The organism is Cupriavidus pauculus, assembly GCF_003854935.1.
Lineage (GTDB): Bacteria > Pseudomonadota > Gammaproteobacteria > Burkholderiales > Burkholderiaceae > Cupriavidus > Cupriavidus pauculus_C.
Map to the genome: position 1 here is coordinate 118416 of NZ_CP033971.1, position 20095 is coordinate 138510.

A 20095-nucleotide genomic window follows, 5' to 3' on the forward strand; every position below is an offset into this window, starting at 1 on the left:
GAGACCACGTCAATCAGGCGCCACGCGAGCGGCCAGGTCCCGGATGTCGACAATATGAACGCTCAACTGGAAATGGCCAGGGAAGCCCGAAAGTCCTAATATAGATTTCCTTTCCGGCGGCAACGCGGCACACGGACATCCTTACTCCGTCGTACTCGCACTCCAGAATGCTTGACTGACAACGCTAGTGCCCCCCAGCCGGGTGACAATGCGGTCGAGTACGTCGCCGTCGACAGAGGTCGCGGCCAGCGCCGCCTCAATTTCCACTTCCTGTTCGCCGAATGCGCGGACTTCCAGGTCGCTCGGCGGATAATGGGCGGCCTTCAGCGCGTCCTCCAGCAGCCTTAGCGCCGTCTTCTGATGATCGCGTGCGGCGATCACATGCACCGTGTGTGTGACTTCCACGGCCGTCGTGTCTAATGGCTGGCGGTTAATGCGATCTACAACGGGGCGCAGCAACGTGTTGGCGGCCAGGATGAACACCGCGGCGATCGCCGCTTCCACAATCATGTCGGCGCCGGCGCAGGCGCCCACCGCGGCCGAGCACCAGAGCGTGGCCGCCGTGTTCAGCCCGCGCACGTTGCCTTCCTCGCGCATGATCACGCCCGCGCCCAGAAAACCGATGCCGGAAACGACGTACGCAACCACGCGCACCGCGCCATCGTGTCCGGCGATATGGTTTGCAAGGTCGACGAAGATCGCCGCGCCCACAGCCACCAGCACGTTGGTGCGTAGGCCGGCCGTGCGTTGGCGATACTGGCGCTCGAAACCGATCATGCCGCCCAGCACGAACGCTGCGGCCAAGCTTATGGCCGTATCGAGTAGCGATTGCGGGTTGATATTTTGCAGCGCTTCCAGCGACATGGACATATCCGTCTGGGCAAAAAGTTGGGGCGATTGTGGCACAGCGGCCGGGTGCCCGGTCCAATCCTTAGTCGCGCCCACCGTCTTGTTCATGCCGCTGACGACGAAACGCTCCGCATTGCGTTAGCTGCCGCCTCCACTACGGCGACCAGTAGATCAGACCGGCACGCGGCACGCCAGGTCGTGCAAAGATCACGCTATTGCTTGGCTCCACGTTTTTCCGTTGCCGGTTATTCGACTTCGCCGCCATCGGTGTCTCCCGTCTGCGCCTCGTTTTCGTGAGCCATGGCTGCTGCCGCGAGTGTCAGGGCGTTGGAGGGCGCGACCTCCTTGCGCTCGCTGTAGCGATCGGTCAGGTAGTCGCTGCGGTCCCGCACCAGTAGCGTGAACTTGTAGAGTTCCTCCATGACGTCGACCACGCGATCGTAGTACGACGACGGCTTCATACGGCCGTGGGCGTCGAACTCCTGATACGCCTTGGCTACCGACGACTGATTCGGAATGGTCACCATGCGCATCCAGCGGCCCAGCAAGCGCAGCGCGTTGACGGCGTTGAACGACTGCGAACCGCCGCACACCTGCATCACAGCCAGCGTGCGACCCTGCGTCGGGCGAATGCCGCCCATCTCCAGCGGCAGCCAGTCGATCTGGTTCTTGAAGACGGCTGTCAGCGTGCCGTGGCGCTCGGGACTGCACCAGACCTGGCCTTCCGACCACTCGGAGAGCTTGCGCAGTTCGACCACCTTCGGGTGATCGGCGGGCACGCTGTCGGTCATCGGCAGATCGCGCGGCTCAAAGACGCGGGTCTCTGCCCCGAAGTGCTGCAGGATCCGTTCGGCTTCCAGCACAAGCAAGCGGCTGTAGGAGGTCTCGCGCAGCGATCCGTATAGCAGAAGGATGCGCGGCGGGTGGGTGCTGACGTGTGCTGGCTTCAGCTTGCGGAGGTCCGGCGTGTCGAGCACCGCAGGGACGATGTTGGGGAGATCGACGGTCATCGAATCCTCCGGCCCTGCGCGTCGGTGACGGCCTCGCCGTCCTCCTTGGTGAAAGCGCCTTGCTGCGGTGCCGGCAGGATGTCCAGCACGACTTCGGACGGTCGGCACAACCGCACGCCAAGCGCGGTGACGACGAAGGGGCGGTTGATCAGGATGGGGTGGGCCAGCATGGCATCGAGCAACTGGTCATCGTTCAACGCAGGATCGGCGAGACCGAGTTCGGCGTAAGGCGTGCCCTTATCGCGGATGGCTTCGCGTACGGTAAGGCCGGCATCGCGGATCATTGCTTGCAAGGTCTGCCGATCGAGTGGCGAGGTCAGGTACTCGATGACGGTTGGCTCAATCCCCGTATTGCGGATCATCGCCAGCGTATTGCGCGACGTACCGCACGCCGGGTTGTGATAGATGGTGACGGTCATGGGGTATCTCAATGCGATTCGTACCAGTGCTGCGAACGGTTGACCACGCCAACCACGAGAAGCATCACCGGCACCTCGATCAGCACGCCGACGACGGTGGCGAGCGCCGCGCCGGACTGAAAACCGAACAGGCTGATGGCCGTGGCCACGGCCAGCTCGAAGAAGTTGCTCGCGCCGATCAGCGCCGATGGGCCCGCCACGCAGTGGGCGACGCCGAGCTTGCGATTGAGCAGGTAGGCCAGCCCGGAGTTCACGAGTACCTGGATCAGGATGGGCACAGCCAGCAGCAGGATGATCAGCGGCTGCTCCACGATCGCGTTGCCCTGGAAGCCGAACAACAGCACCAGCGTCGCGAGCAGTGCGGTGATCGAGTAGGGACCCAGCGCTCCCACCACGCGCTTGTAGGTCGCCTCGCCCCGCGCCAGCAACGCCTTGCGGATACCCTGCGCGATCAGCACCGGTACCACAATGTAGAGCGCGACCGAGGTGATGAGCGTGTTCCACGGTACGGTGATCGACGACAGGCCCAGTAGCAGCGCGACGACGGGTGCGAAGGCCACGACCATGATGGCATCGTTGAGTGCCACCTGCGAGAGCGTGAAATACGGATCGCCCTTGCAGAGCTGCGACCAGACGAACACCATTGCCGTACAGGGCGCTGCCGCCAGCAGGATCAGGCCGGCGATGTAGCTGTCGAGTTGATCCCCCGGCAGCCAGCCTGCGAACAGGTGGCGGACAAAGATCCAGCCCAGCAACGCCATCGAGAACGGCTTGACCAGCCAGTTGACGAAAAGGGTGACGCCGATGCCGCGCCAATGGCCCGCGACCTGGCCCATGGCGCCGAAGTCGATCTTGATTAGCATCGGGATGATCATGATCCAGATCAGCACGCCGACGGGCAAGTTTACCTGCGCAACTTCCATGCTGCCAATGGCGTGAAAGACCGGTTGCAGCCATTGGCCGAGCAGAATGCCGGCGACGATGCAGAGTGCCACCCAGACGGTCAGGTAGCGCTCGAAAAAGCCAATGGCGTTGGACTGCACCGTTGCGGCGGACTGTTGCGTCGTGCTCATTTGCCAGCGTCCACAGGCTGCTCGCCGATGGCCCGCATTTCGCGGTGGATGGCGTTGCGGTCCAGCACGTGCAGGGGCAGGTTCACGAACAGCGTGACGCGGTTCAGGATCTGGCGGAAGACCTGGTCGAAGACCTTGCGCTTCTCGTCGTCGGAGCCCTGAATGGCGGCCGGGTCCATGAAGCCCCAGTGCGCGGTCATCGGCGTGCCGGGCCAGATCGGACAGGTCTCGCCGGCGGCCTGGTCGCAGACCGTGATGACGAAGTCCATCTGCGGCGCGCCGGGCTGGGCGAACTCGTCCCAGCCCTTGCTGCGCAGGTTCGCGGTGTCGTAGCCGATGGACCGGCACAGGTCGACCGCCATCGGATGGACCCGGCCGGTCGGCTGGCTACCGCCGCTGTAGGCCCGGAAGCGGCCCTTGCCCAGCACGTTGAACAGCGCCTCGGCCATCACGCTGCGGGCGGAGTTGCCGGTGCAGAGCACCAGCACGTTGTACGTCTTGTTGTCGGACATGGCTGCCTCGGGATGCGGTTGCGGGGGCGGGGGGCTCAGCAGCAGCCGGAGGCCGGCGTGCAGCCACGGGCCGGGGTGGCCGGCTGCGGCACGGCGTCGAACTGGCGGGGCACGCAGCAGGCCGACGCCTCGGCGCCGCGGTCGCGCGATTCGCCGTAGGTGGGCGCGTCGCCGAGCGTCTGGAACGATTCCCACGCGATGCCGGTGGGGTCCACCGACCAGTGCTTGCTCGATCGGGCGTAGCAGCAGTTGGTCTCGGCCTGCGTCTGCATCGGAAGGTCGGCGCTGGCCAGCCGCGCCTGCATTGCCGCCAGTTCGTCGGCCGTTTCCACCTGGATGCCCAGGTGGTCCACGCCGGGCTGGTCGGTGCGATTCGAGATCGCGAAGTTCACGTGTGGGTCGTCGAGCGCCCACCTGGCGTAGTCGTCGCGCACGACGGTGGGTTCGGCGTCGAACAGGGCCGAGTAGTAGCGGATGCTGGCCGACAGGTCGGCCACGCTGACGTGGACGTGAAAGCGCTTCATGGTTCAGGACTCCGCGGCGGCGGAACAGGCGGACACCGGCGAACACGGCGCGCCGCCGCAGCAGTTCTCGGTGAGGTAGCCCAGCAGGGCATTCATGGTTTCGAAGCGGGCCATGTAGACGATGGAGCGGCCTTCCTGGCGGCTGGCCAGCAGGCCCGCGCGGTGCAATTCCTTGAGGTGGAACGACAGCGACGAGGCCGGCATCTCCATCAATTCGGCAATGCGGCCGGCCGGCAGCCCGTCGGGGCCGGCCTGGACCAGCAGGCGGAAAACGGCCAGCCGGGCGGCATGGGCCAGCGCGGCGAGCGCTTCGATGGCTTTACTGGTTTCCATTATTCGAATGTAGTCGAAATATGGAAATTCAGCAATCGCTAGCGCAGAAGTTCGTGGCCCTGCCGATCCTCAAGGGTCGGGAGAACGTGGGGAACGTGCGGCCGTTGCGGTAAAAAGGACGGCGCGCCTGATGTCCCTGGTGGGCACAGGGGACAAGCAAAAACAGGGCGGATGGGTCGCCATGGCAACTGATTTTCATGGCGGACCCCGTTACCCGAAAGCACCGAATCCGAGGACCGCAGCCAATGCGTGCACATTTCATGACTTGGAAAGGGACCGCAGGCGTGGAGATAAAGTTCAATAGTGCCCGGTGCGTGAAGTGCCTTCGCCGTCGCTTGTGGAGAATTTGTGTCCTACAAGTGAAAGTCGAGCGTAAGTCCCCATAGACCGCGATGTATCCCATGTTGGCGAATCCAAATGGTCGTGAGTTCCAGCGGGCTATTGATAATGACCTAATGTCCGTCGGCGGCAAGCCGGTGGGACAACGCGCGACCGATGCCCTTTACTGGCGCCCGTAACCAAAAATGTACGTCTGAGCATTGCAAAAATCCTATAGATGTAGAAGTGAGCCCGTGGGAAACGCAGTCATCCCCAGCGGGAATTCAGAATGATGCTGCACAGATTAGCGCGCTCGAAGCTTGGGTCCTTGTGCGCCAGGAAGTCGTCGTTGAACGTGCCGAACGTGGTGCCTGGGCGATGCTTCATACCGTCGTAGAAGGCATCGATCATCTTTCCGGCGAAATCGGTACCGCGGGGATAGGCAGCGACAACCGACGCGCGCTGTTCCTCGATGAACGCGTCGAAGTTCCGTCCTGCCAAGTCCATTCCAGCTCCTGCCTGCACCAGTGCGATTTCACCGTGCATGTGCTCGGGAATGCCTGGCGTCGTATGGAGCGCCACAGCGGTCCACACTTTCGCTACGTCAGCCTCGTCCACCTGGTGGCTGCGCAGAAAATCGCGCGCCGCGTTGGCGCCGTCAACTTCGAAACGCAGTTCGCTTTCGCGATAGGACGAGGTCAAACCGATATCGTGGAACATTGACGCAACGTAGAGCAGTTCCGGGTCGAACGCTACGCGCTTTCGCTCTCCCAGTAGTGCGCCCCATAGATAGACGCGCGTGGAGTGGTTGAAGAGCAGTTCGCTTTCGGTGTCCCGAATGAGCTGCGCGACCTCGCGCGCTAGCTGGCTGTCGGGGATGACGACACCAAGACTTTCGATTGCGGGCGCTGCCTTATCCTGCTTCATCGGATTCCTCGCGTTGTTGAGAGCGTGCGATTCCTGCAGCACGCTTGATTTCCGGAGCCCGCCGCGTGAGTCATTGAACCCGAACGGGCCTAGCGGCATGACACCGACAAAATTACACCTCTCCTTGGGTCATGGAAAAGGCCTAAGATTGGACAATTCGAATGTACTATGCGCGTCCATGACAAAGCTTTCTATCGGCCTCGATCGGTCCGGGCGCATCTCTCTATCGGCGCAAATTTACGGCTCGATTCGAGAAGCGATCGAGTCGGGCCAGCTTGCCGCTGGCGCACGGCTGCCGTCCTGGTCTGATCTTTCCACCCAGCTCGGCGTGTCCCGGGGCACAGTGCGGGCCGCCTATGAACGGCTAATTGACGAGCAATTCGTGATCGGCCTTGGCGCGGCCGGCACCCGAGTAGCCGCGCGGCCATTGCCGGCGACGACGGGATGGTCGCCGGAGGCGCCGCCGCTTCCGGATCTGTTCTACGACTTCAGCACAGCGCCGTTGGCGTTCCAAATGGGGGTCCCCTCCCAGGACGCCTTTCCATTCAAGCTCTGGTCGCGCATTCAGGCGCGTGCGGCCCGCCGAGCAGCAGCGGCTCCCGTCGGCTACCCCGACCCACGTGGCGAGCCGGATTTGCGCCAGGAGATCGCTGCGTATCTTGGCGTCTCGCGCGGGCTTCGATGCAGCCCCTCCCAGGTCTTCGTCACCGCAGGGTTCTCCGGCGCGCTCAATCTGGCGATTCGCGGGCTTCGCTTGGAAGGTCGCCAAGCCTGGCTGGAAGAGCCCGGCTTTCCGCTCACACGCGCGGCGCTCGGGCTGGCCGGCATAACCGTGGCAGGAGTGCCGGTCGATGTGGACGGGCTCAATGTCGACGCCGGCATTCAGATCGCTCCCGAAGCCGCCCTCGCGGTGGTCACGCCGGGCCAGCAGGCGCCGTTCGGAATGACGATGTCGCTTTCTCGAAGAATCTCACTGCTCGGCTGGGCCCAAAAAAACGATGCCTGGATTGTCGAAGACGATTATCTCGGCGACTTGCAGCTGAAAGGGCGGGCCGCGCCGGCGCTGGCGTCGCTCGATTCGGATGGACGGGTGCTGCACATCGGGACCTTCAGCAAGACGATCAGTCCGGCACTGCGTTTGGGGTTTCTCGTTGTCCCGCCTGCCCTGGCACGCCACTTTGGAGACGTCGCAGCGTGCCTTGCGCCCGCGCCGACTACTTCCGTGCAACACGCCGTTACCGAGTTCATGCACGACGGACACTATCTTCGCCATCTGCGGCGTATGAAACGTCTCTACGCTGCTCGACAGGAATCACTCGTTCGTTGTCTGAAGGGCCTGGCCTCGCAATCGATCAGAGTGCAGGCGGCCGCCGGCATGACCGTCGTGGTCGCGACGCCCCCTTCGGCCTCTGATGTCGATATCGCTGCGCGGGCGCGAGCTTTCGGGCTAGCCCCAGTTCCTCTCTCACCTTGGTACACGAGCCATCCGGCGCAGCAGGGGCTACTGCTCGGCGTCACGAATATCGATGAACGAACCCTTGCGTCCAACTGTTCACGCCTGCTGGAACTGGTTCTCGGACGCCACTGATGGACCCGTGGCGCTAGATCTTTCGTCGCGTCTTGGTACATCGAAAATGTTCATTCATGGTGCTTTCTGAGTAGCCGCCTGTCGCACGACAATTCTGGGAGGTAAATCGGAGCCCCAACTTCCATGAACATTCGACGTATCGTAGAAGCCGTCTGCACAGCTGTGGCCTTTGGCATCGCCCTTCCTGCCAACGCGCATGACACGACGGAGACTGTCACACCAAACTTTCAGCGTGCCATTCCCAACATCCCGGGCAAGTCCTTGATCGCTGTCGTCGTTGACTATGCACCGGGCGCAGCGTCGCAGGCGCATAGGCACGCAGGCTCGGCTTTCATCTATGCCTACGTCGTATCAGGCGATATAGAGTCACAGGTCGATGATGCCCCGAAGCGTGTCTACCATGCTGGCGAGAGCTTTTTCGAGGAGCCAGGCGCCGTTCATCGCATAAGCCGCAACGCGAGCGAAACAAGGCCCGCAAAGCTGCTCGCCGTATTCGTCGCGGACAGCAACGACAAAGTGCTGACCACCCCTATCAAGTAATTCCGTACCTCAAGGAGTCACCTCGTGAGCAAGCGTCTTGACTACGTTCAGATTGCGCCGGAGGGCGTCAAAGCCCTTGGCGGCGTCTACGGCTACGTCATGCAGAGCGATCTTTCGCCGGTTCTCGTCGATCTGGTCTACCTGCGCGTCTCGCAGATCAACAACTGCGCCTATTGCCTCGACATGCATACACGCGACCTGCTGAAAAAAGGCGCTACGGTCGATAAGCTGGCGCTGGTGCAGGCATGGAGGGAAGCGGGCCATCTCTTCGACGAGCGCGAGCGTGCGGCACTAGCGTGGGCCGAATCGGTTACGCTGGTTGCACAGACTGGCGTGCCCGACACGGCCTACGAGGCGGCACGCGCCGTGTTCGATGAACGCGAGCTTGTTGACCTGACCATCGCCATCAGCCTGATGAATACCTATAACCGCATGGCGATCAGCTTCAGGAACACGCCTCAGGCCGTAATGGAGTTGTAGAACGCCGTCGCTTCCGATGGGCGCGACAGCTGCCGACGGGCATGTGCGACGGCAAGACAAGGTGTGTCGTGCAGCGACTCGGATTCTGGAGGGAACGAGCGCCGCCGGACGGCGCGTCCCTTCCATGGCGAGGTGTCTGCGATCGCCCGCCGAAAGGAGCCTTCCGTACTCAGCGCGTTAACGGGATTCTTGACAGCCATACCGTTCTCAATGGAAGCCGGAACGGCAGATGCAGCAAGAATTTCTGATTGACCGAGTATGACTTCACCTGTATAACCGACCTCGCAGGATCTTCAAGCTAGTCTCGCAGCGTCAGTTGCAGCCCGTTAGGGCCACTTTCTCTCCATGCATCTTCCTTGATCGTCGTGCCTCGTCTGCATCCTTCGCCGGCGAGAATCTTTAAGGAGTCCTCACATGGAAACCGGTACTGTAAAGTGGTTCAACGATTCGAAAGGCTTCGGCTTTATTTCCCCCGACGCAGGGGGCGAAGATCTTTTCGCACATTTTTCTGAAATTCAAGGCGCTGGCTTCAAGAGCCTCCAAGAAGGACAGAAGGTTCGTTTCGTAGCAGGCAAGGGCCAGAAGGGTCCCGCAGCAACGAAGATCGAGCCAGTCTAATCAGTTTCCTAGATTTATGAAAAAACCCCGCCAGCGATGACGGGGTTTTTTTCATTGCCCCGAGTGCAAACAACATTGTGGACGGCGCTCTTTTGCACTGCGTAGGTTCCTACCGAAGCTCTAGTCTGCAGAAGGCATATCTATGCTCGCAACTGAGGGACACCCCTCGCCACCGTCTCGTCAGATATCGTTCGTCTCCCGGATCGCGCCGGCAGAAGATCGCGTCATGCCAGCGCTGCTTGAAACGCTAAGGTAGCGCGATTCAACGTCCGCGATCGGTTGACCCGCTCGCGGCACTCTTTCAAAGCGTCGCCGGCAAGTCGGTCGCGATACTGCGCCGAAGGAGAGGCGCGGCCGGCGAGCCTTCTAGATTTATTCCGCCACGGAAACTATCGAACCACAAAACTTCACTAGGCTGCCGTCCGGCCGGCGCTGATACTCGATCCGCAGTGACACCACGATGACGAGGAAATCAGCATGAGGAAGACAGCAATTCAAGCACTGGCTGCGGGGATCTTCGGCACGCTGCTGCTTGCGCCGGCTGCGGCGCAGGCGGCGTGGCCGGAGAAGCCGGTGCGCTTGATCGTACCGACCGCGCCGGGCGGCGCACCGGACATCGTTGCGCGCTTGTTTGGCGACGCGTTGTCGAAGCGGCTTGGCCAAGCCGTGATTGTCGAGAACCGGCCCGGAGCGGGCGGCAATATCGGCATGCAGGCGCTGCTGGCCGCGCCGGCGGACGGCTACACGATCGGTTATGGCAACAACGCCACGATGTCGACCAACCGTTTCCTCTATACCAAGCTGCCCTACGACCCCGACAAGCTAGTGCCCATTGTCGGCTTGGTGACGACCTTCAACATCCTTGCGGTCAACCCCTCGCTTCCGGTCAAGACCACGCAGGAACTGGTGGCTTACGCCCGCGCCAATCCGGGCAAGCTGTCGATGGGCTCGGCCGGCAACGGCACCACCAGTCACCTGGGCGGCGAGCTGTTCAAGGTCATGGCCAGCCTGGACATCGCCCACGTGCCCTACAAGGGCAGCACGCCGGCGCTGCAGGATCTGGTTGGCAACAACGTGCAGCTCATGTTCGACAACGTGCCGTCGATCGGGCCCTACGTGGCGTCTAACCGTGTGCGGGCGCTGGCGGTGACATCGAGCAAGCGGTCGCCGCAGTTCCCGGACCTCCCCACTATGGCGGAGGCCGGCCTGAAGGGCTATGAATTGACTGCATGGGCTGGACTGGTGGCCGCGCCAGGGACGCCTGCCGAGGCCCTCGACCGCCTGAACCGGGAAGTCAATGCCATCATCAAGGATCCGTCTTTCCGTGCGCATTTGGACAAGCTCTCGTTCGAACCGGTGGGTGGCACCGCGCGCGACTTCCAGCAACTGATCACGACGGAGACCGTCAAGTTCGGCGAACTGGTGCGCAAAAGCGGCGCCAAGGTCGACTGAGGGGGAGCGTCATGCAAAAGCACTATGACCTGATCATCCGCAACGGCGACCTGATCGACGGCACCGGCGCGCCGCGTCGCGCCGGCGACATTGGAGTGTTGGACGGCGAGATCGCCGCGATCGGAAACCTCGTTGCGGCGCGGGCGGACACCGAAGTGGATGCTACTGGGCTGATCGTTGCGCCGGGCTTTATCGACACCCACACACACGACGACTGGATGGTATTCCAGTCCCCGGAGATGCTGCCCAAGGTTACGCAGGGCGTCACCACCATTATCGCAGGCAACTGCGGCATCAGCCTGTTCCCCCTGGTGACTGACGCCATCCCGCCGGCCCCGCTCGACATCATGCGCGGCGGCTACCGCTTCGATTCAGTGCGGGCCTACCGGGAATCATTCGCGGCGCAGCCGGCCGCGGTCAATGTCGCGGTGCTGGTGGGCCAGTCCACGCTGCGCGCCAGGCATCTGCGCCAGCTCGGCTTGCCCGCCAGCGATGTGGAGATCGAAGGCATGCGGCAAGACATCGAGGCCGCGCTGCGCCAGGGCGCGATCGGTGTGTCCACCGGCACGTTCTATCCGCCATCGGCCGCGGCATCCGAGGATGAGATCGTGCGTATGTGCGAGCCGATGAAGCGGCTCGGCGGCGTGCTGGTCTCCCATATGCGCGATGAAAGCGACAACGTCGGCGCATCGATCGACGAGACCGCGCGCATCGGCAAGGCCCTGGGAGTATCGACGGTGATCTCGCACCACAAGCTGGTGGGCAAGCAGAACTACGGCCGCAGCCGCCACACGCTGGCGCAGGTGCGGGGGCTGGCCAAAACCATGCCGCTGTGCCTGGACTGCTATCCGTATGCGGCATCGTCGACTATGCTGCGTCCCGAGCGTGTGTATCAATGCGACCGCATCCTGATTACTTGGTCCGCTGCGCATCCTGAAGCCGCCGGACGTTACCTGGAGGACCTTGCGCAGGAATGGGGCCAATCACGCCGTGAAGTTGCCCAGGCGCTGGTGCCGGGGGGTGCCGTGTACTTCATCATGCACGAGACAGACGTGCGCGACATCCTGGCCTATCCCGACACCATGATCGGCTCTGACGGCATTCCTTCCGATGAAACGCCGCACCCGCGGCTGTGGGGCACGTTCCCGCGCGTGCTCGGCTTGTACGCGCGTGACCTAGGTCTGTTTCCGCTGGAGCTCGCGGTCCACAAGATGACCGGTTTGCCGGCACAGCGTTTTGGGCTGGAGCGGCGTGGGGAACTCAGGACTGGCTATGTCGCCGATATGACCGTCTTCGATCCGGCGACGATCCAGGATCGCGCCACCTTCGATGATCCACAGCAGCCTTCCGTTGGCGTGCGGCACGTGTTCGTCGCTGGGGAGGCGACCCTTCGCGACGGCCAGCCGGCCAGCAGCCGACCCGGTCGCTTTGTCACCTCTACCCTGGTAAAGACGCAGGGGTAGCAACTAGCGTCGGTTTGCTTCCGCGCTCTGCTCCAGCAGCCACGCGATAAAGGTCTCCATGGCGGGGCTGTCCCGCTTATCCTCGCGACAGATGAAGTAGTAGGCCTTGGGCGAGACATAGGGCTCGTCGGACAGGCGCAGCAGACGGCCCGCCTTGATGTCGTCGCCAGCAACATACTCCGGCAGCAGCGCCAGGCCCAAGCCGCCGAGGGCAGCCTGCAGGCCCATGGTCAGCAGGCCGTAACGCGAACCGTCATGCGGGTGCGCGAGCTTGATGCCGGTCTGCTGGAGATAGGCCGGCCATGCTTCCAATGCGGCGTTCTGGTGCAGTAAGGGCAGGATTCTCACCGCTTTGGCCAGCGGAGTGCCGGCCGGCATCAATTCACGGGCGCAGACCGGATACAGTTCCAGCGGCATGACCTTCAGGCTGAAATGGCGCGGTGGCGGACCCGCGCAATACATGATGGCCGCGTCGAGCCCGGCGCTTTCGAGGTCTACCGGGCCGACCTTGGTGGTGACGTTGAGTTGGATATGCGGCTGTTCGCGCGCGAACCTGAGCATGCGCGGCAACAGCCAGATATTGCCCAGCGACACCGGCACGGACAGGTTCAGTCGCCCGCCCGAGGCCCGTCCCGATTGCACCTCCATCGTGGCCTCCTCGAGCATGGCAAGGGCCTTGCGCACACTCTTGAGGTACTCCTCGCCGGCAGGCGTCGGCGCCACAGCGCCCTTGCGGCGGTTTAGCATGCGCGCGCCGAGGAAGGATTCCAGCTCGGTGATTTGCTTGCTGACCGCGCTTTGCGTCAGGCACAGTTCTTCGGCGGCGCCAGTGACGCTACCCGTGCGCGCGGTAGTCTCGAATGCAATCAAGTTCGCCAGCGCGGGCAGGTGGCGGCCGTTGGTACTCTTCATGTCGATAGGCTGGGCTAGGCAGCCGGGTCCGGTTGCGGGGTGCGTGCCGGTATTGTCGTGCATTCATTCCGGGATGGAAAGATGGATCGACAAAACATCCATTGCCTACCGGGCATCGGCGGGCCAATACTGCTTAAATACCAAATGCTCGACGATGACCCCCAGTTCTTCCGCTGCTCCGACTGACAGTTTCGATCCGTTCGAAGCCTCCCTGCGGGAGCTCGCGGCCGCCATGCGCACCGGCACCCTTTCGGCGTCCGGTCTGGTCGACTTCTACCTCGCCCGCATCGCCGCCTTCGACAAGTCCGGCCCGCTGATCAACGCGATCAGTTGGGTCAATCCCGTCGCCTTGGAAGAGGCGCGTGCCCTTGACCAGGAGTTGCGCGCAAGCGGCCCGCGTGGGCCGTTGCACGGGATTCCCATGGTGGTGAAGGACAATATCGATACCGTCGGCATGCCGACCACTGCCGGGTGCTTGGCATTGTGCGAAGCTTATCCGAGCGCGGATGCGCAGTGCGTGGCGCGCCTGCGCGAAGCCGGTGCTATCGTGCTGGCCAAGGCCAATATGTCGGAGCTAGCTGCATCCAACGGCCGCTTCGGCTACAGCTCCGCCAATGGCCTGACGCTAAATCCCTATCGCCTGTCGCGCAATGCCAGCGGTTCCAGCAGCGGCACCGGCGCGGCAGTGGCGGCCAACTTCGCGGCCTTCGGGCTTGGCACCGATTCATTCGGTTCCGTGCGAGGCCCTGCCTGCGTGCATGCATTGACTGGCGTGCGGCCCACCCACGGGTTGCTCGATGCGGAGGGCGTACTGCCGCTGGCGGCATCGTTCGACACCGTAGGGCCGGTGGCGCGCTGTGCCGCCGATGCGGCCGTGGTTCTGGATGCACTGGCCCCAGGCGCAGGTTTCAGCGGCACGCCAACATCGATGCCCGGCCGCAGGCTGGGCGTCGTGGCCGACTTCGCGGGCGGCAATGACGAGATCGATGGGCTCTTCCTTGCGGCGACGCAGACGCTGCGTGGGGCGGGCGCGGAGACAATACCCGTACGCCTGCCAGCGGGTGCGCGCACGCTATACACCGACCTCCTTGGCGATATCGCCCGCGCTGAATGGGTGTTCGGGCTCGATAGCTGGCTGGAACGATTGCCTGGCGGCGCCCCCGCCGACACCTCTGCGTTGCTTGCACGGATGGCCGCAACGGATGTCCGCCGTCCGGTGAACCCGCTTACCCTTCTCGCGCTAAGGCAAGCGTACGAGACACGAGACCTGCCACCGCGAGCCGATCGCCAGGCGGCTCGCCGCTTTGGCGCCATGCTAGACGAGATATTCCTTGCCAATGGGGTGGAGGCATTGGTATTCCCCACGCTGTCATGCCCCGCATCGCCGCGCTTCGACATGGTCGATGCGACCTACCACTGCCGCGCCGAACAGCCCCTAGCGCCGATGCATATGGCGAGCGCCGCCGGCTTTCCGGAGATCAGCGTGCCGATGGGATTCACGTCGGCCGGCGTTCCCGCTGGCGTATCTTGGCTAGGCCGGGCAGGCAGCGATGTGCTGCTCTTGCGGCTGGCATCGGCCTTCGAGCAACTGACCCGGCACCGCCGTCCACCGGCCAGTACGCCGCCGCTGCGGCTTGGTTAGACTGAACGCGACACAGGCATCGCAGTAACCTACGTAGCAGCATTCGTAAAGTCGTCGTACACCCTGCCAATCCATGCCGCCGCGCTCATCGTGCAACGCAAGCACCAGTGCGGCCGGATTGTGCGGCATGCTTCTTCCGACATTTGATTCCGAACTACGACACTAGGATAATCGGCCACACGTACTGTTCTGGCTTTGCCAAAACGCCATACGGGCAGCCATTCAAAGGTGTCCGCTCGGGGTGCGGCTTGTGCGGGTTCGAATGATCGAAGGGTGACGGTAGGGCGGTGGTGCTGGTCGTTGCCACCTAGCGGGTAGCACGGCGGAGCGAGATACTTGCCGCGGGCGCCGTCTTAAAAGGAATAGCTGGTTGGCTGCCAGTTAGGAGCTCCAGGATGCCCCATTGCGAGGGGTAGGGCGCCACGTCGCAGAACGACCCTGTGGCGCCCTCCGGCGGTCTTCTCTGTGAATGACCGAAATAATCGGGCGTCTAAGGGTGGTCTTGCCGTGCGCGGCAACTCCAAGGCCCACCGCTTAATAGGCCCGGGCTAGATATCAGCCTGCAGTCCTGCGTAGACCATTCTCGTAAATTGATCGCCGTTGAACACGAAGTTTCCCCATTTGGCGTCGAAGTTTGCCGTTGGCTTGGCAGCCACAATTTCCTCGAGCGTCTTCCCGGCCTTCTTGAGCGCCGCTACGTTGTTGCGCACGGTCACCAGCATGTCGCGAAACTCAATGAGCTGAGCGCGAGTGCCTACAGTCCCATGCCCCGGAATGACAATCGTGTGGGAGGTCGTCCGAGCTACCGCCTTGCTGGCCCATGCGATCGCGCCGTCGATGCTTCCCCCGTCTTCGTTGTCGATATACGGATAAAACCCGTTCCAGAAAGTGTCGCCCAGCACCAGCACGTCGGCGTTCTTGAAGTAGACCCACAAATCCCCGTCCGTATGACCTTGGCCGAAGTTCTCCACTTCAATCACAGCACCGCCAAAGTTGAACGTCATTTCGCCGTCGACTAGCAGCGTTGGGCGTGCTGATTGTTGCACGGGGTCAAATGTCCAGTTCCAGGCGTTCACGTGTGTTCTTTCGGTAAGATGCCTGTAGGTATTACTTTGTGCGACGATCGTGGCCCCTGCCTCGTGCAACCATGCATTCCCGTCCGTGTGGTCCCAGTGCCAATGCGTGTTCACGACGTACCGGAGCGGGCGCTGTCCGATTTCTTTGAAGGCCGCCTGCAGTTTCTCCCGTGACTTGCTGATGCCGGCATCGACCAGAAAGTTTCCTTCCCGAGTCGCGAGCACAGTGATGTTGCCCCCCGAGCCCATCAGTACGGTGATATTACCCCGCAGCGGCTTCTTGACGAGATCGTCGTCGGCACGGCGCAAATACCTTGCGCCCGCCCCAGTATGAAAATAGTCGTCGGGCAACACCTTCGTGCTGGCAACGCTTGCCTGGATTGCATCGGAAGCCGATGCAGCGAAGGGTATGAACGCTGCGGCCGCGAGGCTGATTCCTATCGGCAAGAGGCTGGACACGATACTCGTGGTTGCTCGGGACTTCTTGAATTTGGAAGGGATGGTCATCTGATACGTGTTGTGCAGTGTTGCCTTCGAAGTGGCTGAGGCCCGGTCCGGTCGGACGGGTTTATGCGAATTCGGCCGTGGGATTACCGACCGGCCGCGGCAGAAAACCCGAATAGGCGGGCGAAGTCCTGCACACGTTCGCGTGGCATCCTCGTCTGATTGACCTCGGCTTCGGGTTCGCCGAAGCCCAACGACATACCGAAAGCGGTAACTTCCTCGGCAGGCATGCTCAAGTACGATGCAATCTGCTCGTGGAACGGTGCGAAGGCGACCTGGGGGCATGTGTCAATGCCTCGCGCTTTCGCGGCAATCATGAGGTTCTGCGCGAAAAGCCCGATATCGATCCAACTGTGGGGTTTCAGTCTGCGGTCTATGCTGAAAATTAGTCCCACCGGAGCACCAAAGAACGAGAAGTTCTTTTCGGTCTGGCGCGAGCGGGCCGCCGTGTCGTTGCGATCGATACGAAGCGACGCGTAGTAGCGCGCGCCGAAATCAATCAGTCTTTTGCGAAAAAGTTCGGGCAATGGCTCGGGGAAGTGAGCAGGAGCAGGAGCTGCCCCAGCTCTGTAGGCAGCGACCAGGATGTTGGCAAGTTCGTCCTTGACCGCACCTGTAACCACGTACACGCGCCAGGGCTGAATGTTGGCTCCGCTTGGTGCGGTGGCTGCTTCCTGCAGGATCTGTTCGACCGTTTCCTGACACACGGGGTCTGGCTTAAACGCACGGACTGAACGCCGCGAGGACACTACTGAGGCAACACATTGCGCGATCGCCTCCTGAGACCATTCACTTGCTGTCTTCACCATGACTCACTCCTGCGGGGCTTCGTGATATGAAATACGCCCCGAAGGCAAGAAGAACAGCGCGATCACGGCGCCACCCTTTGCTTCGGGGTAGTGATGGCTCCCGGGAGCCGGGGCGGTCCAGCCACCCGCACACCAACCATTCGGACCGTTGAGTGCCGCCCCGGCGTTCAAAGGAACGACCATGTTGAACTCCCCATACGGATGGCCGTGGTATTGCCCCCGAAAGCGACCATCCGAGTGTCCCTGGGCATTGCCAGCGCTGTCCATGTACACGGCAGTGATGCTGAAGTGCAGCGTGCGTTCGGAGGGCTCCGCGATGCGACTACGGCGATAGGTTGAGCCTTCAATGTCAATATTGGCCGCCCAGCCATCCTCCACACCCTTGCGCACAAGCGAGGCCAATGTCTTGTAGAGCTCGCTGTCAGGTCCGTATTTTTGGTTGAGCCAACTCTCCACCTCGGTACCGGTGGTGAGGTCCTTTACTTCCTCAAGGAAGGGGATGCATCGCTCGATCAGTGCTTCGCGATCGTTTTGCAGCGTTTCTGAAGTCATGGTTCGCCTCCTGTCCAATATTGGAAGCCATGATGCGCCGCCATTGAATGGAATGGAATTGATGTCTGTGCAACTGCATAATGAGCGGCATTCAACTACGGGGCGCCATCATGAGCATCGGACGCACGGACCTGAACCTTCTGAAAGTATTCGAGGCCGTCTATGAAGAGCGGAATCTGATCCTGGCCGGTAAACGTCTGCACCTCACGCAATCTGCGGTCAGTCATGCGCTACGCAGGCTGCGCGAGCTGGTGGGGGACGAGCTTTTCATACGGAGGGGCAAGGGCATGGTTCCGACCGGCCGTGCCATGTCGATGGCGCCAACGTTGCTGGATTCGCTTCGCAGGATCGAAAACGCTTTGGGCACGGAACCGTTCTCGCCAGGTCAATCCAAACGCAGATTCGTGATTGCGGCGAACGATCACGTCACTGAAGTAATCGTTGCGCCACTCTCCCGCCTGCTGGAGAAGTTGGCGCCCGGCGTGGACCTCGTCATTCGGCCGTCAACGCGACTGGATCTCGCGGAGCAGATCGACTTGGGCCGTATCGACATCGCTATTGGCATCTTTTCCCAGGTTCCCCCTCGCCTTAACTCGTGCGACTTGATGTCTCTCGGTGAATCGATCTTGATGTGCAAAGGACATCCGGCCTCGCGAAGAAAGCTCAGGCTCGAGGATCTGGCGAAGTACCCCCTTGTCACACTGTCAGTAGGCGGGCAGGAGGAAGGGGCGATAGGTGGATTCATCGTCGAGCGCGGGCTGGCTCGCCAGTCGGAGATGTTCGATCGACGGGCGTTGGAGGAGGCGCTCCTTGCGTGTGGAGAGACGCCGCGACTAAGAGTCACTACCCCACACGCGCTCGCCATTCCAGCCCTGCTTCGCCAGACCGACATGCTGTCGGTCGTGCCAGCGTCGCTTGCTCTCGCACTCGCGGACCGTGGGGGTCTAGCTCGTCGCGTACCACCTTACCCATCACGCACCGAAATCATGCGCGCGGTCTGGCATGGCCGGGACGATGACGATGTGGGGCATGCCTGGCTGCGCGAGATGATTTTGAAGACCGCAAAGACGTCAGAGAAAGCGCTGAAATAGTCCGCTTGCCTCTCTCATAGTCGGAAGTTGGCCGATTGGCTCATATAGCGTTGCCACATGCGTCAGTCGTGGTTCGTCGCGTCGATTTTGAATGGCCGAGCACTTTCCGTGCACGTAGAATCTTCTGTTGCCCTCCTGTGGATGGCGCTAGCGGTGGCTGCCATGCCAATGCACATATGCCTTCGACGGCTAGCATCGTTGCGTCGGTGCGGCAACGCCGGCGTGCAGGAGGTGACGCTGACTAGCGTGGGCGAGCGCAAGCGGATCCACGGGTATTCGGAGACGGACCGGAAGTAGGGTGGCTATCCGCCGGCCTCTGAATCGCCGGGCGACAGGAAATGGGCCCGGTACTGCTGCGGCGTGATGCCCAGCCGCCGCTTGAAGACCTGCCGCATCGTGTGCGCATCGCCAAAACCGCATTGGCTGGCGATGCGCTTCAATGGCACGTGGCTTTGCTCCAGCAGCACGCGCGCTGCATCGACCCGCGCACTCTCGACGAATACCGCGGGCGTCATCCTGGTCTCCTGCGCGAACACGCGCGCGAAGTTGCGCAGGCTCTGCCGGGCGACGCCGGCCAGCACGCCGACGCTCAGATCCTCCGCCAGGTGTTCCCGCACGTACGCCTGCACCTGTGCCACCGGTGACGCGTACTCGGTGTACGGCATCAGGTAGGGACTGAACTGCGACTGGCCGCCGGCGCGCTGCGTGAAGACCACCAGCCGCTTGGCCACGTCGAGCGCGATGGCCTTGCCATGGTCCTGCGCCACGAGGTACAGCGCTAGGTCGATGCCTGCCGTGACGCCGGCCGACGTGTACAACGCGCCATCCTGCACAAAGATGTTGTCCGCCACGACGTTCGCATCCGGACACAGCGTGCTTAGCGCCGTCGCCGCGTTCCAGTGCGTGGTGACCGTACGCCCGGCCAGCAGGCCGGCATGGGCGAGCACGAAGGCCCCGTTGCAGATCGACCCATGGCGCCGCGCCGCCGTGCAGAAACGTCGCAGCCATGCGTAGACATCGACGTCCCAGGCATCGCCCTGCAATCCGGCGCCGCCGGCGGCCAGGACGAGGTCGTACTGCTGCTCGCCAGGGGCGACCTCCGAGTAAGCGTGATGCGGCTGCAGGACCAGACCGTTGCAGCAGGCGATGGGGCCCGGCTCGGTGCCGATCACTGTCAGGACATAGCGTTCGTCGTGCGGAAGAAATCGGTTGGCCTCGGCAAAGACGTCCATGGGGCCGGTCACGTCCAGCGCCTGAACGCCGGGGAAGACCAGCAGCGCAATGTGTCGGGTCATAGGGTGGCTGGAGCGCCGCGGCTCCGGATTGGCAAAGCTGGCCCAAAGATAACGGAAAGGACCCACCCGCGCCACCGCCGAAAGTCACCGCTATTTGGCCGAATTCGT

The 20095-nt window shown here is 62.4% G+C and carries 21 protein-coding genes; 8 read left to right on the plus strand and 13 right to left on the minus strand.

All coding sequences use genetic code 11. The features are described from left to right. Nucleotides 1–141: 141 nt before the first annotated feature. The 8 genes from EHF44_RS27230 to EHF44_RS27265 form a co-directional block, all read right to left on the minus strand. Nucleotides 142–858, minus strand: a complete 717-nt coding sequence (locus EHF44_RS27230; RefSeq protein ID WP_124687072.1) for an MgtC/SapB family protein — start codon at nt 856–858, stop codon at nt 142–144. Nucleotides 859–1094: 236 nt separating this feature from the next. Then, nucleotides 1095–1859 carry an arsenical resistance protein ArsH gene (arsH, locus tag EHF44_RS27235; RefSeq protein WP_124686894.1) on the minus strand — a complete coding sequence of 255 codons (765 nt, stop codon included), beginning with the start codon at nt 1857–1859 and terminating at the stop codon, nt 1095–1097. Beyond that, nucleotides 1856–2278 carry an arsenate reductase (glutaredoxin) gene (gene arsC / locus EHF44_RS27240; RefSeq protein ID WP_124686895.1) on the minus strand — a complete coding sequence of 141 codons (423 nt, stop codon included), beginning with the start codon at nt 2276–2278 and terminating at the stop codon, nt 1856–1858. Before arsC ends, arsH begins: the two co-directional genes overlap by 4 nt. Before the next feature lie 8 nt (nt 2279–2286). Continuing rightward, nucleotides 2287–3351, minus strand: coding sequence for an ACR3 family arsenite efflux transporter (gene arsB / locus EHF44_RS27245; protein WP_124686896.1), 1065 nt, complete (start codon nt 3349–3351; stop codon nt 2287–2289). After that, nucleotides 3348–3863, minus strand: a complete 516-nt coding sequence (locus EHF44_RS27250) for an arsenate reductase ArsC (protein WP_124686897.1) — start codon at nt 3861–3863, stop codon at nt 3348–3350. The genes arsB and EHF44_RS27250 overlap by 4 nt, the downstream gene beginning before the upstream one ends. A 35-nt stretch (nt 3864–3898) precedes the next feature. Continuing rightward, nucleotides 3899–4387: an ArsI/CadI family heavy metal resistance metalloenzyme gene (locus EHF44_RS27255; protein ID WP_124686898.1), complete on the minus strand. Its 489-nt coding sequence runs from the start codon at nt 4385–4387 to the stop codon at nt 3899–3901. 3 nt (nt 4388–4390) lie between these two features. After that, nucleotides 4391–4720 carry an ArsR/SmtB family transcription factor gene (locus EHF44_RS27260; RefSeq protein WP_124686899.1) on the minus strand — a complete coding sequence of 110 codons (330 nt, stop codon included), beginning with the start codon at nt 4718–4720 and terminating at the stop codon, nt 4391–4393. A gap of 585 nt (nt 4721–5305) precedes the next feature. Beyond that, nucleotides 5306–5965: an HD domain-containing protein gene (locus tag EHF44_RS27265; protein ID WP_124687073.1), complete on the minus strand. Its 660-nt coding sequence runs from the start codon at nt 5963–5965 to the stop codon at nt 5306–5308. 178 nt (nt 5966–6143) lie between these two features. Between EHF44_RS27265 and EHF44_RS27270 the strand changes: the two genes are divergently transcribed. The 6 genes from EHF44_RS27270 (at nt 6144) to EHF44_RS27295 (ending at nt 12106) form a co-directional block, all read left to right on the plus strand. After that, nucleotides 6144–7553, plus strand: coding sequence for a PLP-dependent aminotransferase family protein (locus tag EHF44_RS27270; protein WP_124686900.1), 1410 nt, complete (start codon nt 6144–6146; stop codon nt 7551–7553). Between the two features lie 123 nt (nt 7554–7676). Next, complete coding sequence (locus tag EHF44_RS27275; RefSeq protein ID WP_124686901.1) at nt 7677–8093, plus strand: cupin domain-containing protein; 417 nt, start codon at nt 7677–7679, stop codon at nt 8091–8093. A gap of 24 nt (nt 8094–8117) precedes the next feature. Beyond that, the gene (locus EHF44_RS27280; protein WP_124686902.1) at nt 8118–8573 is read left to right on the plus strand and encodes a carboxymuconolactone decarboxylase family protein; all 456 of its coding nucleotides are present in this window, start codon (nt 8118–8120) and stop codon (nt 8571–8573) included. 414 nt (nt 8574–8987) lie between these two features. Continuing rightward, nucleotides 8988–9191, plus strand: a complete 204-nt coding sequence (locus tag EHF44_RS27285; protein ID WP_124686903.1) for a cold-shock protein — start codon at nt 8988–8990, stop codon at nt 9189–9191. A gap of 477 nt (nt 9192–9668) precedes the next feature. Then, nucleotides 9669–10643, plus strand: a complete 975-nt coding sequence (locus EHF44_RS27290) for a Bug family tripartite tricarboxylate transporter substrate binding protein (protein ID WP_124686904.1) — start codon at nt 9669–9671, stop codon at nt 10641–10643. 11 nt (nt 10644–10654) lie between these two features. Further along, the gene (locus EHF44_RS27295; RefSeq protein ID WP_124686905.1) at nt 10655–12106 is read left to right on the plus strand and encodes an N-acyl-D-amino-acid deacylase family protein; all 1452 of its coding nucleotides are present in this window, start codon (nt 10655–10657) and stop codon (nt 12104–12106) included. 3 nt (nt 12107–12109) lie between these two features. On the opposite strand, the gene EHF44_RS27300 is transcribed toward EHF44_RS27295, so the two are convergent. Then, the gene (locus EHF44_RS27300; RefSeq protein ID WP_124686906.1) at nt 12110–13018 is read right to left on the minus strand and encodes a LysR substrate-binding domain-containing protein; all 909 of its coding nucleotides are present in this window, start codon (nt 13016–13018) and stop codon (nt 12110–12112) included. 73 nt (nt 13019–13091) lie between these two features. On the opposite strand from EHF44_RS27300, the gene EHF44_RS27305 reads away from it, so the two are divergent. Then, on the plus strand, nt 13092–14660 hold the full coding sequence (locus EHF44_RS27305) for an amidase family protein (RefSeq protein WP_253700490.1): 1569 nt from the start codon (nt 13092–13094) through the stop codon (nt 14658–14660). 548 nt (nt 14661–15208) lie between these two features. Here the strand turns inward: EHF44_RS27305 and EHF44_RS27310 are convergent. The 3 genes from EHF44_RS27310 to EHF44_RS27320 all read right to left on the minus strand — a co-directional run bounded on the left by EHF44_RS27310 (nt 15209) and on the right by EHF44_RS27320 (nt 17601). Next, complete coding sequence (locus tag EHF44_RS27310) at nt 15209–16243, minus strand: MBL fold metallo-hydrolase (protein ID WP_253700492.1); 1035 nt, start codon at nt 16241–16243, stop codon at nt 15209–15211. Nucleotides 16244–16326: 83 nt separating this feature from the next. Beyond that, nucleotides 16327–17049 carry a nitroreductase gene (locus EHF44_RS27315; protein ID WP_124686907.1) on the minus strand — a complete coding sequence of 241 codons (723 nt, stop codon included), beginning with the start codon at nt 17047–17049 and terminating at the stop codon, nt 16327–16329. Between the two features lie 3 nt (nt 17050–17052). After that, on the minus strand, nt 17053–17601 hold the full coding sequence (locus tag EHF44_RS27320) for a 4-hydroxylaminobenzoate lyase (RefSeq protein WP_124686908.1): 549 nt from the start codon (nt 17599–17601) through the stop codon (nt 17053–17055). A gap of 110 nt (nt 17602–17711) precedes the next feature. On the opposite strand from EHF44_RS27320, the gene EHF44_RS27325 reads away from it, so the two are divergent. Then, nucleotides 17712–18692, plus strand: coding sequence for a LysR substrate-binding domain-containing protein (locus tag EHF44_RS27325; RefSeq protein ID WP_124686909.1), 981 nt, complete (start codon nt 17712–17714; stop codon nt 18690–18692). 302 nt (nt 18693–18994) lie between these two features. Here EHF44_RS27325 and EHF44_RS27330 read toward each other — a convergent pair whose 3' ends face one another. Continuing rightward, complete coding sequence (locus EHF44_RS27330) at nt 18995–19987, minus strand: GlxA family transcriptional regulator (RefSeq protein WP_124686910.1); 993 nt, start codon at nt 19985–19987, stop codon at nt 18995–18997. Nucleotides 19988–20095 lie beyond the last annotated feature (108 nt).

Coding starts and splice junctions, on each gene's coding strand:
- arsH (WP_124686894.1), bottom strand. CDS start 1,859: ATGACCGTCGATCTCCCCAACATCGTCCCTGCGGTGCTCGACACGCCG.
- arsC (WP_124686895.1), bottom strand. CDS start 2,278: ATGACCGTCACCATCTATCACAACCCGGCGTGCGGTACGTCGCGCAAT.
- arsB (WP_124686896.1), bottom strand. CDS start 3,351: ATGAGCACGACGCAACAGTCCGCCGCAACGGTGCAGTCCAACGCCATT.
- EHF44_RS27250 (WP_124686897.1), bottom strand. CDS start 3,863: ATGTCCGACAACAAGACGTACAACGTGCTGGTGCTCTGCACCGGCAAC.
- EHF44_RS27255 (WP_124686898.1), bottom strand. CDS start 4,387: ATGAAGCGCTTTCACGTCCACGTCAGCGTGGCCGACCTGTCGGCCAGC.
- EHF44_RS27260 (WP_124686899.1), bottom strand. CDS start 4,720: ATGGAAACCAGTAAAGCCATCGAAGCGCTCGCCGCGCTGGCCCATGCC.
- EHF44_RS27265 (WP_124687073.1), bottom strand. CDS start 5,965: ATGAAGCAGGATAAGGCAGCGCCCGCAATCGAAAGTCTTGGTGTCGTC.
- EHF44_RS27270 (WP_124686900.1), top strand. CDS start 6,144: ATGACAAAGCTTTCTATCGGCCTCGATCGGTCCGGGCGCATCTCTCTA.
- EHF44_RS27275 (WP_124686901.1), top strand. CDS start 7,677: ATGAACATTCGACGTATCGTAGAAGCCGTCTGCACAGCTGTGGCCTTT.
- EHF44_RS27285 (WP_124686903.1), top strand. CDS start 8,988: ATGGAAACCGGTACTGTAAAGTGGTTCAACGATTCGAAAGGCTTCGGC.
- EHF44_RS27290 (WP_124686904.1), top strand. CDS start 9,669: ATGAGGAAGACAGCAATTCAAGCACTGGCTGCGGGGATCTTCGGCACG.
- EHF44_RS27295 (WP_124686905.1), top strand. CDS start 10,655: ATGCAAAAGCACTATGACCTGATCATCCGCAACGGCGACCTGATCGAC.
- EHF44_RS27300 (WP_124686906.1), bottom strand. CDS start 13,018: ATGAAGAGTACCAACGGCCGCCACCTGCCCGCGCTGGCGAACTTGATT.
- EHF44_RS27305 (WP_253700490.1), top strand. CDS start 13,092: ATGGAAAGATGGATCGACAAAACATCCATTGCCTACCGGGCATCGGCG.
- EHF44_RS27310 (WP_253700492.1), bottom strand. CDS start 16,243: ATGACCATCCCTTCCAAATTCAAGAAGTCCCGAGCAACCACGAGTATC.
- EHF44_RS27315 (WP_124686907.1), bottom strand. CDS start 17,049: ATGGTGAAGACAGCAAGTGAATGGTCTCAGGAGGCGATCGCGCAATGT.
- EHF44_RS27320 (WP_124686908.1), bottom strand. CDS start 17,601: ATGACTTCAGAAACGCTGCAAAACGATCGCGAAGCACTGATCGAGCGA.
- EHF44_RS27325 (WP_124686909.1), top strand. CDS start 17,712: ATGAGCATCGGACGCACGGACCTGAACCTTCTGAAAGTATTCGAGGCC.
- EHF44_RS27330 (WP_124686910.1), bottom strand. CDS start 19,987: ATGACCCGACACATTGCGCTGCTGGTCTTCCCCGGCGTTCAGGCGCTG.